Source organism: Geodermatophilus sp. SYSU D00710 (assembly GCF_054050195.1).
In genome coordinates this window covers 1-13,311 of record NZ_JBJGYX010000035.1, presented here as the reverse complement: position 1 = coordinate 13,311, position 13,311 = coordinate 1, and the positions used below count along the sequence as shown (strand labels likewise).

Genomic DNA, 13,311 nt, shown 5'->3' with positions numbered 1-13,311 from the left:
GGGCCGCCGGCCGGGCGGGTCGGGCAGGATGGACTCCGTGACCCAGTCTGCGGCGACCGCACCCGGCACCCTGGTCCTGCTCCGCCACGGCGAGAGCGAGTGGAACAAGGCCAACCTGTTCACCGGCTGGGTCGACGTCGAACTGTCGGACAAGGGCCGCGCCGAGGCCGCCCGCGGCGGCGAGCTGCTGGCCGAGCACGGCCTGCTGCCCGACGTGCTGCACACCTCGCTGCTCAAGCGCGCGATCACCACGGCGGAGCTGGCGCTGGCCGCCGCCGACCGGCAGTGGATCCCGGTACGCCGCTCGTGGCGGCTCAACGAGCGGCACTACGGCGCGCTGCAGGGCAAGGACAAGGCCGCCACCCTCGCCGAGTACGGCGAGGAGCAGTTCATGGTGTGGCGGCGCTCCTACAGCACCCCGCCGCCGCCGATCGAGCCCGGCAGCGAGTACTCCCAGGACGCCGACCCGCGCTACGCCTTCCTGCCGCCGGAGGTCCGCCCGGCCACCGAGTGCCTGGCCGACGTCGTCGTGCGGATGCTGCCGTACTGGTACGACGCGATCGTCCCCGACCTGCGCACCGGCGCCACGGTGCTGGTGGCCGCGCACGGCAACAGCCTGCGCGCGCTGGTCAAGCACCTCGACGGCATGGGCGAGGACGAGGTCGTGGGCCTCAACATCCCCACCGGCGTCCCGCTGCGCTACGACCTCGACGACGACCTGCGGCCGGTCAAGCCCGGCGGCGAGTACCTCGACCCCGAGGCCGCCGCGGCCGCGATCGAGGCGGTCAAGAACCAGGGCAAGAAGTGAAGGACCCCTCCGCGGGGTCCCGCCCCTCGCGGGCTCGGGGCGGGACCCTGCGGAGGGGCCGCGTCAGGTGGGGAGGGACGTCATCTCCCGCTCGCCGGTGACCAGGTAGACCACCCGGCGGGCGACGCTGACGGCGTGGTCGGCGAAGCGCTCGTAGTAGCGGCCGAGCAGCGTGATGTCGATGGCCGACTCCATGCCGTGCGGCCAGCCCGGGCTGAGCAGCTCGGTGAACAGCTGCCGGTGCAGCGCGTCCATCAGGTCGTCGTCGCTCTCGAGCTCGGTGGCCGCGCGGACGTCGAGCTTGGCGATCACCGCGCCGGTCTTGGTCACCAGGCTCTGCGCCACGTGGCCGGCCTCGAGGAAGATCGGCCGCACCTCGGCCGGGACGGCCGACTCGGGGAACCGCATCCGTGCCAGTTTCGCCACATGCACCGCGAGGTCGCCCATGCGCTCGAGGTCGGCGACGATCCGCATGGCGGTGGTGATCGTGCGCAGGTCCGTGGCGACCGGCTGCTGCCGGGCCAGCAGGGTGAAGCAGCGCTCCTCGATGCTCTCGCGCACCGCGTCGACGTGCTCGTCCCCGGCGATGACGAGGTCGGCGAGGGCGACGTCGGCGTCGAGCAGGGCAGTGGTCGCCTTGCTCATGGCCGAGCCGACCGAGTTCGCCATCTCCACCAGGCAGGTGTTGATGTCCTCGAGCTCCTCGCGGTAGTGCTCGCGCACGGGTCCTCCTCCCGACCGGTCGGACGCCGGCCCCGCCGTCCGGACACCGTCTGCTCGATGCGCCGCCAGCTGTCCCCCCGAGGGTAGGTGCTGTTCCGCGGCCTGCAGGTCCGGGCCGGGTGAACGCCGGGGCACCCGGGTGTGAACAATCGCCCGGACCGGTTCTGCGGCCACTCACACGGGGGATGTCCCCGGTGGGGTGCGGCCTAGCATCGGTTCCGTGATCCTGTTGGCCGTCCTCGGCGGCCTCGTCGTCGGCGCGGTCCTGGGGGCCGTCGTCGTCCTGCTGGCCCGGCGGTCGTCCGCCGCGGCCGAGCAGGCCGGGGCCGACCCCGGGGACGCCGCACGGGAGGCCGCGCTGGCCAGGAGACTGCTCGACCTCATGGACCCCGCCGTCGTCGTCCTCGACAAGGACGACGCCGTCGTGGTGGCCAATCCCGCGGCGCGGGCCCTCGGCATCGTCCGCGACCGGCGGCTGCTGGTCCCCGCCCTGCAGCAGGTGGTGCGCGCGGTGCACTCCTCGGGGAGCCGGCGCGCCGACGTGTCGCTGCCCGGCGAGCTCGTCGGTGGCGGCTCCCGGCTGGTCGGCGTCCACGGCATCCCGCTGGACGCCGTCCCCACCGTCGTCCCCGGCCCGGTCGCCCTCGTGCTCCAGGACGTCACCGAGGCCCGCCGGGTCGAGGCCGTCCGGCGCGACTTCGTCGCCAACGTCGGCCACGAGCTGAAGACGCCGGTGGGCGCCCTGGGCCTGCTCGCCGAGGCCATGCTCGGCGCCGCCGACGACCCCGAGACGGTGCAGCGCTTCGCCGCCCGCATGGCGCACGAGGCCGACCGGCTGGCCAAGCTGGTGCGCGAGCTGATCGACCTGTCACGGCTGCAGGGCGCCGAGCCGCTGCCGGAGCTGGTGCCCGTCGACGTCGACACGGTGCTCGCCGAGGCCGTCGACCGCACCGGCCTGGCCGCCGCCGCGAAGGGGATCACCATCGCCGTCGGTGGCCGGCGCGGGCTGGTGGTCCGCGGCGTGGAGTCCCAGCTGACGACGGCGGTCACCAACCTGCTGGCCAACGCCGTCGCCTACAGCCCGGAGAACACGCGGATCGCCGTCGGGGCGCGGGCGCGTAGCGGGCAGGCCGAGATCGCCGTCACCGACAGCGGGATCGGCATCCCGCGGGCCGACCGCGAGCGGGTCTTCGAGCGCTTCTACCGTGTCGACCAGTCGCGGGCCAGCAGCACCGGGGGCACCGGGCTCGGGCTGGCGATCGTCAAGCACGTCGCCAGCAACCACGGCGGCTCGGTCAGCGTGTGGAGCGAGGAGGGCCTCGGCTCCACCTTCACCCTCCGCATCCCCCTGGCGGTCGAGGACCCCTCCGACCGCCCCGAACCCGCCGGCGCGGCGCGCGACGCCGAGGCCGCGGTCCTCCAGGAAGGACGGTCATGACCCGAGTGCTGGTGGTGGAGGACGAGGAGTCCTTCTCCGACGCGCTGTCCTACATGCTCGGCCGGGAGGGGTTCGAGGCGGTCGTCGCCGCCACCGGGCCCGACGCCCTCGCCGAGTTCGACCGCGCGGGGGCCGACATCGTCCTGCTCGACCTCATGCTCCCCGGCCTGCCGGGCACCGAGGTCTGCCGGGCACTGCGCTCCCGGAGCAACGTCCCCATCATCATGCTCACGGCCAAGGACTCCGAGGTGGACAAGGTCGTCGGCCTGGAACTCGGCGCCGACGACTACGTGACCAAGCCCTACTCGGCCCGGGAGCTGGTCGCCCGCATCCGCGCGGTGCTCCGCCGCCGCGGCGACGTCGAGCCCGCTGACGACGGCGCGCTCGAGGCCGGCCCGGTGCGGATGGACGTCGAGCGGCACGTGGTCGCCGTCGACGGCGAGCCGGTGGCGCTGCCGCTCAAGGAGTTCGACCTGCTCGAGCTGCTGTTGCGCAACGCCGGGCGGGTGCTGACCCGCGGGCAGCTCATCGACCGGGTGTGGGGCTCGGACTACGTCGGGGACACCAAGACCCTCGACGTCCACGTCAAGCGGCTGCGGGCCAAGATCGAGCCCGACCCGGCCAACCCCAAGCACCTGGTGACGGTGCGCGGCCTGGGCTACAAGTTCGAGCAGTAGTAGAAGGACCCCCTCCTCCCCACCCTTCGCACGCTCAGGATGGGACCCGGGAGGGGGCCGTTCCAGCACGTCACCTGACCCCTGTGGAGGGGCCGTTCCAGCACGTCAGCGGGCCGCGGGACCGGCCGGGGTCACTGGCCCCGGCCGGTCTCCTCCTGCAGCTCGTCGATCTTGCGCGACGCGTCGGCCTTGGTGATGTCGTCGGGCACGTCCTCACCGGCCTGGCGGGCCAGCGTGTGCAGGTAGCTCTTCTGGGCCCCGGTGGCGGGCTCGTCGCCGGTCACCCACTCCGACGGGTCCTTCTCCGCGGTCGGGTCGCCGGCCTGGCCCGTGTTGACGTTCGATTCGCTCATGTGTTCGATCCTAGGCGGGGGTGAGCTCCGCCGCAGCCCGAGCCGGAGGGGTGGTGGAGCGCGACGCCCAGCGGCGTCCGGTCCGGTAGACGTGCACGCTCCCGCAGGAGGGGCACTCCACACCCAGGGCGATGTGGGTCGGGTGGTTGGTGACCGACCGGATGCGCCGGTCGGCGACCAGCTCGTCGGTCCGGGTCACGGGGCAGGTGATCAGCAACATGGGACGAGCGTGCTCCGCAGCCCCCCGCCCGCACGAGTGGCAGGAACGACACAGTCCGCGTCTTTTCTGCCATGCTGTGCGCATGACCGGATCCGACCGCCCCCTCGTCGTCAGCGCCGTCGTCGCCGACGGTCTCGTGGGCAGCTTCGGGGTGGGCGTGGCCGCCGAGGTGTTCGGCTACGACCGGCGGCACATGGGCCTGCCGCGCTTCGACTTCGCCCTGGTCAGCGAGCGGCCCGGGGTCCTGCGCACCGACACCGGCATCACGATCACCGTCGAGCACGGCTTCGAGCGGCTGGCCGCCAGCGACATCCTGCTGGTGACCGCCTGGGAGCTGGTCGACCACGAGCCCACGACCGCGCTCGTCGAGGCGCTGCGGGCCGCGCACGACCGCGGCGCGCTCATCGTCAGCCACTGCACCGGGGCCTTCGTCGTCGCGGCGGCGGGCCTGCTCGACGGCAAGCGGGCCACCACGCACTGGCGCTACGCCGGCGAGCTGGCCGCCCGGTTCCCGGCCGTGCGGGTCGACCCCGCCGTCCTCTACGTCGACAACGGGCAGGTCATCACCGGTGCCGGCACGGCGGCCGGCGTCGACGCGACGCTGCACCTGGTGCGCCGCGAGTGGGGCGCCGCCGCGGCCAACGCGCTCGCGCGGGAGATGGTCGTCCCGCCGCACCGCGACGGCGGGCAGGCCCAGTTCATCGACGCGCCGGTGGCCCGCTGCGAGGACGACCGGCTCTCGCTGGTCCTCGAGTGGGCCTGCGCGCACCTGGCCGAGGACATCAGCGTCGAGGTGCTCGCCCGCCGCGCGCTGATGAGCCCGCGCAGCTTCGCCCGCCGGTTCAAGGCCACCACCGGGACGACGCCGCACGCGTGGCTGCTCGGCCAGCGGCTGGCCGCCGCCGAGACGCTGCTGGAGGAGAGCGACGCGCCGGTCGAGGAGATCGCGCGGCTGGTCGGCTTCGGGACGGCCGCCGGCTTCCGCGAACAGTTCGCCCGCCGCCGGGGCGTGTCCCCGCGCGCCTACCGGCAGACGTTCCGGACCGCTGCGGCGGTGCCCGTGGGGGAGGGCTCGGCCGCCTGACCCGGCCGCGGCTCAGTCGAGCGGGATCGGGCGGGCGACGCCGACCAGGGAGTCCAGCCGCCCGGCGTTGCTCGGCGCCAGCGGGCTGCGCACCACCCGGGTGAGGGCGAAGCCGGCCCGGGCCAGCAGCATCGCGTGCGTGCGCGGCGTGAAGTGCCAGATGTGCTCGGCCGGCTTGAGCGTCCACCAGCGGGTGCCCAGCAGCCGGGCGGGCAGCGAGGACACGTAGGGCGTGGAGAACAGCACGACGCCGTCGTCGGCCACCAGCGAGCGCGCCGTCCGCCAGAAGTCGAGCGGGTCGGGCACGTGCTCGACGGTGTCCCACGCGCACAGGACGTCGAAGCCGGGTTCCAGCGGCGCCTCGGCGAGCTGACCGCAGAAGACGTCGAGTCCGAGGGCCTCGACGGCGTGCCGGGCGCCGGTGCGCGAGAGCTCGACGCCGCTGGTCCGCCAGCCCGCCGCCCGGGCGGCGTCGAGGAACAGGCCGTACCCGGCGCCCACCTCGAGCAGCCGGCCGCCGGGGGCCCGGCCGCGGACCCGGTCGAGCAGCGCCAGCCGGCCGGCGGTCCAGGTGCGCTGCAGCAGCATCGCGGGGTCGAGGCGGCGGGGCTCCTGCGCGGCCTCCCCGTACACCCCGCCCTCGAAGTAGCCGACGTCGTCGTAGAGCCGCTGCAGGGCCGCCGGTGCCAGCCGTGGGCTGACGAACACCAGCGAGCACGACGGGCAGCGGACGACCCCGAAGGGCCGCAGGTCGTGCACGAGGCGGCCGCGCACGCCGCAGAGGCAGCAGTCGACCTCCTCGGTGTCCTCGGCGGTCCACGTCACCGGGGCGGAGGTCACCGGGGCAGCCACGGCGGTCAGCCTACGGAGCGGCCGGCGCTCCTCCCGGTAGCGGTGCGCGCCGCGCCGACCGGCGGGTCGTCGGCACCGCCGGCCCCGCTGCCCTCCGCGCCGCCGGGGCCGGCCTCGGGGTAGCGCTGGGCGAGCAGTGCGGTGAGCCGGCGCCGGACCACGGGGGAGACCAGTCCGTCCCCGCCGGCCGGGGCGTCGGCGGCGAGCAGCTCGCCGGGCACGACGACGTAGCGGTCGGGGGCGGCGTCGGCCTGGGCGAGGAAGCCGGCCCGCACCGCGTCGGCGTCGGCGCCGGCCGGGGCCGCGGTGACGTCGGAGTCGACGACGACGGTCAGGTCGGGCAGCAGGCCGCGGGTGGCCCACAGCGAGGTGCGGGTGATGCGGTCGGCGTCGAGGCCCTGCCCGGCGCCGTGGAAGGCGATCGAGGTGTCCACGTAGTGGTTGCACACCACGACCTGGCGCCGCTGCAGCGCCGGGCGGATGACCGTGGCCACGTGCTCGGCGCGGTCGGCGGCGGCCAGCAGCGCCGCGGTGTAGGCGGCCACCGGGCGGCCCTCGCCGTCGGTGACCGGCTGGCCGGGCGCGGCCTCGGGCGCCGACGGGTAGAGCAACTGGCGCACCTGGCGGCCGAGCGCGGTGTCGCTGGGCTCGTGGGTGGTGACCACCGGGTGGCCGGTGCTGCGCAGCACGCGGGCGAGGTCGGCGGTGTAGCGGCGGGTGAGGTCGCGGTCGGCGCCCTCCACCACGACGAACAGCCCGACGCCGCTGGAGGACGCCGAGAGGATGTCCGAGCTGCCCCACAGCAGCCGCAGCAGGTCCCGGGGGCGGGTGTGCGCCCGGCCGCGGGGGGCGACCTGCCGGACGGCGTAGCCGCTCACCAGCAGCGCGATGACCCCGCCGATCAGCAGGGTCAGCCCCGGGCCGGTCAGGGTGAGCAGCAGCTCCCCGACGCGCAGGTCGTGCGTGCCGAGCAGACCCGCCAGGCCGGGGCCGACGGCGACCGAGAGCAGCAGCACGATCCGCACCGACGAGACGACGAAGGCGAACACCCGCCCGCGCAGCCGGTCCTCGACCTCGAAGCCGATCAGCGTGTAGCCGATGATCCAGGCGATCCCGGCGAACAGGCCGACGAGGAAGGCCGCGGCGGTGGCCAGCACGAAGTCCCGCAGCACCGACATGGCCAGCAGGGCGATGCCGGCCAGGCCGATCGAGCGGGCGAACAGCGACCGCCGCGGCACCGTGGGCAGGATCCGCGGCCCGGTGAGCATGCCCAGGGCCAGCCCGGTGAACACGATGCCGAACACCACGCCGTAACCGGCCGCGCCGGCGTCGAGCGTGGCGATGTAGAGCTGGGCGACGCCGATGATCAGGCCCCCGGCGCCGAACGCGCCGATCACGCCGACGTAGAGCGCGCGCATCAGCGGCTGGCCGCGCAGGAACGAGATCCCCTCGGCGACGAGGGAGAACACGTTGGTCGGCGCCTCGCGGTCGACGGCCGTGGGCGGGATGAGCCGGCGGGACAGGAACACCGTGACCGCCGAGACCGCGAAGCTCGCGGAGTTGAACAGCAGGGCGACCGTGATCGCCGTGCGCGCGTCGCCGCCCTCCTCGCTCCCGGGGAACACGCGGGCGACGGTGGACAGCAGGGCGAACAGCAGCGAGGCCACCGGCACCGAGCCGTACACGCTGAACAGCGAGACCTGGTTGGCCACCGCGAGCCGCTCCCGCGGCACGATCGCCACCCAGATCGCCTGCTTGGCGGGGTTGGTGAACAGCCCGACGGCCTCCACCAGGAACTGGGCGACGTAGAGCCAGGTCAGCTCGTAGCTGACCGCGATCGACAGGTACAGCCCGCAGGCCAGCAGCTCCCCGACGACGACGGTGATCCGCCGGTCGAGCCGGTCGGCCAGCGCCCCGGCCAGCGGGCCGAGCAGGAGGTCGGGCAGCAGCCGGGTGAGGATGACCCCGGAGATCGCCGCGCCCTGGACCGCGGTCGACTCGTCGCGGGTGAGCTGCTGGGCGAGCGCGGTGGTGGCGAGCAGGCCCAGCCAGTCGCCGAGGCTGGAGACGGTGATCGACGCCCACAGCCGCCGGAACACCGGGATCCGCACCAGCGCGAGCAGCGCGTTGTCGGCCCGGTGCCCGCTCGGCGACGACCCCGACGCGCGCGTGCCCGCCGGGTCCGCCGCCTGTCCGTCGCTCACTGTCCTCGCCGTCCGGTCGTCGCGGTCGTCCTGCGCAGGGTAGTGGCGCGGGGTGACGTCCGGGGGTCACCGCACCCGGACCGAGGAGAACGCTCAGTCCGCCGGCCGCCGCCGCTGCAGCGTCAGGGGGACCGGGGCGGGGCTGGCCGGGTGCGGCGCGACCAGCCCCTGGTCCAGCCGTGCCTCGGTGAGCCGGCGCAGCTCGGCGTAGGCGGCCGGGCCCAGCAGGGCGGTGAGCTCGGCGGCGTAGGTGAGCACGAGCGGCTCGGGGGAGACGTGCGCGGCGGGGGAGCCGGTGCACCACCAGTGCAGGTCGGTGCCGCCGGGGCCCCAGCCACGGCGGTCGAACTCGCCGACCGTACTGACCAGCACCGTGCTGCCGTCGGGCCGCTCGACCTCCTCCTGCTCGCGGCGGACCGGCAGCTGCCAGCAGACGTCGGGCTTGGTGTGGAGCGGGTGCAGGTCCTCGCGCAGCGCCATGCGGTGCAGCGCGCAGCCGGTCCCGCCGGGGAAGCCGGGCCGGTTGAGGAACACGCAGGCGCCGTCGACCAGGCGGGTGCGCAGCGACCGGATCCCGCCCTCGTCGTCGGCGGTGTCCTCCTCCGTCCAGGCGCCGCGCCCGACCGGCGCGAGCTGCCAGTCGTCGTCGGCGAGGTCGGCGACGGCGGCGGTGACCCGCGCGAGGTCGTCCTCGTCGCTGAAGAAGGCGCCGTGGCTGCAGCAGCCGTCGTCGGGCCGGCCGGGGACGACGCCGGCGCAGCCGCGGCCGAAGACGCAGGTCCAGGCCGAGGACAGCCAGGTCAGGTCGGCGCGGACCCGGTGGCGCGGGTCGGCCGGGTCGGGGAACTCCACCCACTCGCGGGCGAAGTCGGGATCGACCTCGGGTGGCACGTCCTCCACGGCGCCAGGCTAGAGAGGGGACCCCTTCCCCTCGCACCCAGCTCGGCACGAGCCCCCGGAGGGGGCCAGGCAGACTGGGCCCATGCGGCTCGGGGTGCTGGACGTCGGCTCGAACACCGTCCACCTGCTCGTGGTCGACGCCCACCGCGGGGCCGAGCCCACCGCCCAGCACGACGACCGCTGGCTGCTGCGCCTGGCCGAGCACGTCGGCGCCGACGACGTGCTGTCCAAGGAGGGCGAGAAGGCCCTGGTCAAGGCGGTGCAGAAGGCGTGCGTCCAGGCGGAGGAGGAGGGCTGCGACGAGGTCCTCGCCCTGGTCACCTCGGCCATCCGCGAGGCGCGCAACGGCATGGAGGTGCTCGCGCGGGTCCGTCAGCGGACCGGCGTCGACCTGCAGGTCACCAGCGGCGAGGAGGAGGCCCGGCTGACCTTCCTCGCCGTGCGCCGCTGGTACGGCTGGAGCGCCGGGCGGCTGCTGGTCCTCGACATCGGCGGCGGCTCGCTGGAGCTGGCCGCGGGCACCGACGAGGACCCCGACGTGGCCCTCTCGCTGCCGTTGGGCGCCGGCCGGATGACCCGCCGGTTCCTCCCCGAGGCCGCGACCGGGGGCCGTCCCGACCTGGCCGCGCTCCACGCGCTGGGCGAGCACGCCGCCGACGTGCTCCGGCCGGCGGCCAAGAAGCTCCGCGGCGCCGGGCCGCCCGACCTGGTCGCGGCCACCAGCAAGACCTTCCGCACGCTGGCCCGGCTCACCGGCGCCGCGCCCTACTCCGCGGGCCTGCGCGTGCCGCGCGAGCTCAGCGCCGACGGCCTGGGCCAGCTGATCGGGTTCGTGTCCCGCATCGAGTCCCGCGCGCTGGCCGAGCTGCGCGGCGTGTCGCCCGACCGCGCCCACCAGGTGCCCGCCGGTGCCGTGGTGGCGCAGGCCGCCATGCAGGCACTGGATCTACCCTCCGTGCGGATCTGCCCGTGGGCCCTGCGCGAGGGCGTCATCCTCCGCCGGCTCGACACCTTGGGAGGCGCGTGATGGCACAGCCCCGCCGGGACCCCGATCCCGGGCGCGGGCCCGAGACCGGCGGGCGGCCGCTGGCCGACATCCTCCGCGAGGCCGGCATCGAGGCACCGCGCAGCGCCCGTCGGCGGCGGGGCGACACCGGCGACGTCCCGATCAAGCAGCGCCAGCGCGACGCCGACACCGACGCCGACCGGCCCAACCCGGGGCGCCGGGCCAGCGACACCGGCCGGGTGTCGGAGAACAGGGTGTCGGACACCGGCCGCGTCGCCCGCGAGGCGGCCCGGCCTGCCCGGGAGCCGGACCGGGACACCGGGCGGGTGTCGCCGGAGAAGCCCGGCCGCGGGCCACAGGGACCCTCCACGGCGGCCATCCCCGGGATCCGGCCCTCGCGCAAGCCCGGCGTCCCCGGCGCCGACGAGCCCGCTCCCGCCACCGGACCCATCCCGGTGGCCCGGTCCCGCGAGACGCAGGTCCTCGACGAGCCGCTGGGCGCCCGCGAGGGCGCGCTGGCGTGGTTGCGCTTCGCCGGCGAGCTCGTGGTCGCGCTGGCCGCCGGCGTCGGCATCTACTTCCTCTCCACCGTGGTGTGGGAACAGCTGCCCCAGCTCGCGGTGGTCCTGGTCCCGCTGGCGGTCACCGGGCTGGTCGCGGGCGTGGGGGCGTGGCGCGCGCGGACCGGCCGCGAGCCCACCGGCCCGAGGCTGGTCGCCGTCCTCGTGTTCGCCGGGACGCTGCTCACCATCGCCCCGGCCGCCGGGCTGCTCGCCGCCACCTGAGCCGGCGGGCGGGCCGGCTCACCCGGCCTCGTCGGCCTCGTCGTCGGTGACCTGCGCGAACCGCTCGACGATCGCCGCGCAGAAGGCGTCGAGGTCGTCGGGGTCGCGGCTGGTGACCAGGTTGCCGTCGACGACGACCTCCTCGTCCACCCATGTCGCGCCGGCGTTGCGCAGGTCGGTCTGCAGCGAGGGCCACGAGGTCATCCGCCGCCCCCGCACGACGTCGGCCTCCGCGAGCACCCAGGGCGCATGACAGATGGCCGCCACCGGCCGGCCCGCCTCGAAGAAGGCCGTGACGAAGGCGACCGCGTCGGCGTCGGCCCGCACGAAGTCCCCGTTGACGACGCCGCCGGGCAGGACCAGCGCCGCGTAGTCGTCGGGGTCGGCGGTGGCGACCGTCGTGTCGACCTTCTTCTGGTCACCCTTGTCGAGGTGCTGGAAGGCGGTGATCGTGCCGCCCGCCAGCGACACCAGCTCCGGCTCGGCCCCGGCCTCCTCCAGCGTCTGCCAGGGCCGGTCGAGCTCCACCTGCTCGACGCCGTCGGTCGCGAGCACGGCCACCTTCATCCCGTCCAGTTCTCCTGCCATGCGGGCGCGGCTACCCGGGCCCCCCGGGCAGCACACCCACGCGCACTACGGTCCCGACCGGGGACCTCGACAGGCGGGAGCGGGCGATGGGCGGACGACGGGGACTGGCGGTCCTGGGCGGCGGCAAGATGGGCGAGGCACTGCTGGCCGGGCTGGTGCGGCGCTCGGGTCCCGACGGCGTGGTCGTCTGCGAGCGGCACCCGGAGCGCGGGGCCGAGCTCGCGGCGCGCTACGGGATCGACGCCGTCGGCGTGGCGGAGGCCGCCGCGCGGGCCCGGGTGCTGCTGCTGGCGGTCAAGCCCCAGGACCTGCCGTCGCTGCTCGAGCAGCTCGCGCCGTCGGTGGACCCCGGGCACCTGGTGGTGAGCATCGCCGCCGGCTTCCCCACCGCCGCGATCGAGGCGGCGCTGCCCTCCGGGGTGCCGGTGGTGCGGGTCATGCCCAACACCCCGGCGCTGGTCGACCAGGGGATGAGCGTGCTCTCGGCCGGGAACTCGGCGGGGGAGGCCGAGCTCGACGAGGCCGAGGCACTGCTGTCGACCGTCGGCCGGGTGGCGCGGGTGCCGGAGTACCAGCAGGACGCGGTGACGGCGCTGTCGGGCAGCGGGCCGGCCTACTTCTTCTACCTCGTCGAGGCGATGGTCGACGCCGGCGTGCTGCTCGGCCTGCCGCGGGCGCTGACCACCGAGCTGGTGGTGCAGACCGCGCTGGGGTCGGCGGTGATGCTGCGCGAGTCCGGGGAGCACCCGGCCCAGCTGCGCGACGCGGTGAGCAGCCCCGGCGGGACGACGATCGCCGGCATCCGCGAGCTGGAGCGCCACTCGGTCCGCTCGGCGCTCATCGCGGCCATCGAGGCGGCCGCGCAGCGCTCGGTCGAGCTCGGCCGGGCCGACGGGAGCCGGTGAACCTACCCCGTCTCACGGCTCCGTTCGTGGACGCTGCGTCACCGTGTCGACACATCTCCTTGCTGACGCGCCGATACAGCTGTGAAGCGAGTTGCATAGGTGTAGTTCTGCCCAGGACGGACCGTTCCGCCTGTCCGTTTCTTCCATCGCTTCTGTCACGCGGGTCCCCCTACTCTCTGTGTCAGCACGTGTGAGTCCCGTAGTCGGTGGGGAAGCCGGCGCTCGACTCGTGCTGAGTCCGGAGACAGAGATGACCATGCCCCAGCGCACCAACGCCGCCTACGTCCGCCCGGCCGTCCCCGGCCCGCGCCCGATGGCCCGCCCGATCCCGGCCGCCGCCGTCGCGCGCCCGGTGGGCCCGCAGCACCCCGCCGCCGTCCCGGTCGGCCGCGCCGCCGTCCCGCAGCCGCGCGCCGCGGTCACCTTCCTGACCGTCGCCGAGGTCGCCAGCATGATGCGCGTCTCCAAGATGACCGTGTACCGCCTCGTCCACGCCGGCGAGCTCTCCGCCGTCCGCGTCGGCCGGTCCTTCCGCGTGCCCGAGCGCGCCGTCCAGGACTACCTGCGCGACGCCTACACCGACATCGCCTGACGCCGGCACACCGTCGGCCCACCGGCCGACGAGGCCCCCACCCGCGACAGCGGTGTCGCGAGGAGTGGGGGCCGGAGGCTCCCGCGAGGAGTGACGGTCGGGCTCCGCGCGACGCGGGAGGGCACCTGGCCGCGGTGTCGCGAGGAGTGGGGGCCGGAGGCTCCCGCGAGGAGTGA

At 75.2% G+C, this 13,311-nt stretch carries 15 protein-coding genes; 8 read left to right on the top strand and 7 right to left on the bottom strand.

The genetic code is table 11. The features are described from left to right. Nucleotides 1-37 precede the first annotated feature (37 nt). The gene (locus ACI78U_RS15955) at nt 38-808 is read left to right on the top strand and encodes a phosphoglyceromutase (RefSeq protein ID WP_456876317.1); all 771 of its coding nucleotides are present in this window, start codon (nt 38-40) and stop codon (nt 806-808) included. Between the two features lie 63 nt (nt 809-871). Here the strand turns inward: ACI78U_RS15955 and phoU are convergent, their stop codons facing one another. Beyond that, the gene (gene phoU, locus ACI78U_RS15950; protein ID WP_456876316.1) at nt 872-1,531 is read right to left on the bottom strand and encodes a phosphate signaling complex protein PhoU; all 660 of its coding nucleotides are present in this window, start codon (nt 1,529-1,531) and stop codon (nt 872-874) included. Between the two features lie 220 nt (nt 1,532-1,751). Here phoU and ACI78U_RS15945 point away from each other — a divergent pair, with 220 nt between their 5' ends. Both ACI78U_RS15945 and ACI78U_RS15940 read left to right on the top strand, forming a co-directional pair. After that, the gene (locus ACI78U_RS15945) at nt 1,752-2,969 is read left to right on the top strand and encodes a sensor histidine kinase (protein WP_456876315.1); all 1,218 of its coding nucleotides are present in this window, start codon (nt 1,752-1,754) and stop codon (nt 2,967-2,969) included. Continuing rightward, entirely contained in the window at nt 2,966-3,646 is a 681-nt protein-coding gene (locus ACI78U_RS15940) for a winged helix-turn-helix domain-containing protein (RefSeq protein WP_456876314.1), read from the top strand. The genes ACI78U_RS15945 and ACI78U_RS15940 overlap by 4 nt, the downstream gene beginning before the upstream one ends. 131 nt (nt 3,647-3,777) lie before the next feature. Here the strand turns inward: ACI78U_RS15940 and ACI78U_RS15935 are convergent, their stop codons facing one another. After that, nucleotides 3,778-3,999 (bottom strand): DUF3072 domain-containing protein, encoded by a 222-nt coding sequence (locus ACI78U_RS15935; RefSeq protein ID WP_456876313.1) that lies wholly within the window; start codon nt 3,997-3,999, stop codon nt 3,778-3,780. 10 nt (nt 4,000-4,009) lie between these two features. Continuing rightward, on the bottom strand, nt 4,010-4,219 hold the full coding sequence (locus tag ACI78U_RS15930) for a hypothetical protein (RefSeq protein ID WP_456876312.1): 210 nt from the start codon (nt 4,217-4,219) through the stop codon (nt 4,010-4,012). Between the two features lie 82 nt (nt 4,220-4,301). Here ACI78U_RS15930 and ACI78U_RS15925 point away from each other — a divergent pair, with 82 nt between their 5' ends. Continuing rightward, entirely contained in the window at nt 4,302-5,303 is a 1,002-nt protein-coding gene (locus tag ACI78U_RS15925; RefSeq protein ID WP_456876311.1) for a helix-turn-helix domain-containing protein, read from the top strand. Nucleotides 5,304-5,315: 12 nt separating this feature from the next. Here the strand turns inward: ACI78U_RS15925 and ACI78U_RS15920 are convergent, their stop codons facing one another. The 3 genes from ACI78U_RS15920 to ACI78U_RS15910 form a co-directional block, all read right to left on the bottom strand. After that, on the bottom strand, nt 5,316-6,155 hold the full coding sequence (locus ACI78U_RS15920; protein ID WP_456876310.1) for a class I SAM-dependent methyltransferase: 840 nt from the start codon (nt 6,153-6,155) through the stop codon (nt 5,316-5,318). A 5-nt stretch (nt 6,156-6,160) separates the two neighbouring features. Further along, on the bottom strand, nt 6,161-8,359 hold the full coding sequence (locus ACI78U_RS15915; protein WP_456876309.1) for a bifunctional MFS transporter/dTMP kinase: 2,199 nt from the start codon (nt 8,357-8,359) through the stop codon (nt 6,161-6,163). Between the two features lie 93 nt (nt 8,360-8,452). After that, complete coding sequence (locus tag ACI78U_RS15910) at nt 8,453-9,259, bottom strand: hypothetical protein (protein WP_456876308.1); 807 nt, start codon at nt 9,257-9,259, stop codon at nt 8,453-8,455. A gap of 82 nt (nt 9,260-9,341) precedes the next feature. On the opposite strand from ACI78U_RS15910, the gene ACI78U_RS15905 reads away from it, so the two are divergent. Continuing rightward, complete coding sequence (locus tag ACI78U_RS15905) at nt 9,342-10,286, top strand: Ppx/GppA phosphatase family protein (protein WP_456876307.1); 945 nt, start codon at nt 9,342-9,344, stop codon at nt 10,284-10,286. Next, the gene (locus ACI78U_RS15900; RefSeq protein ID WP_456876306.1) at nt 10,286-11,050 is read left to right on the top strand and encodes a hypothetical protein; all 765 of its coding nucleotides are present in this window, start codon (nt 10,286-10,288) and stop codon (nt 11,048-11,050) included. Before ACI78U_RS15905 ends, ACI78U_RS15900 begins: the two co-directional genes overlap by 1 nt. A gap of 18 nt (nt 11,051-11,068) precedes the next feature. Here the strand turns inward: ACI78U_RS15900 and ACI78U_RS15895 are convergent, their stop codons facing one another. Beyond that, a complete protein-coding gene (locus tag ACI78U_RS15895; RefSeq protein WP_456876305.1) occupies nt 11,069-11,638 on the bottom strand; it encodes a type 1 glutamine amidotransferase domain-containing protein in 570 nt (189 codons plus the stop codon). Between the two features lie 86 nt (nt 11,639-11,724). Here ACI78U_RS15895 and proC point away from each other — a divergent pair, with 86 nt between their 5' ends. Both proC and ACI78U_RS15885 read left to right on the top strand, forming a co-directional pair. Then, on the top strand, nt 11,725-12,543 hold the full coding sequence (gene proC, locus ACI78U_RS15890) for a pyrroline-5-carboxylate reductase (RefSeq protein WP_456876304.1): 819 nt from the start codon (nt 11,725-11,727) through the stop codon (nt 12,541-12,543). A 250-nt stretch (nt 12,544-12,793) separates the two neighbouring features. Further along, nucleotides 12,794-13,135: a helix-turn-helix domain-containing protein gene (locus ACI78U_RS15885; RefSeq protein ID WP_456876303.1), complete on the top strand. Its 342-nt coding sequence runs from the start codon at nt 12,794-12,796 to the stop codon at nt 13,133-13,135. Nucleotides 13,136-13,311: the final 176 nt, after the last annotated feature.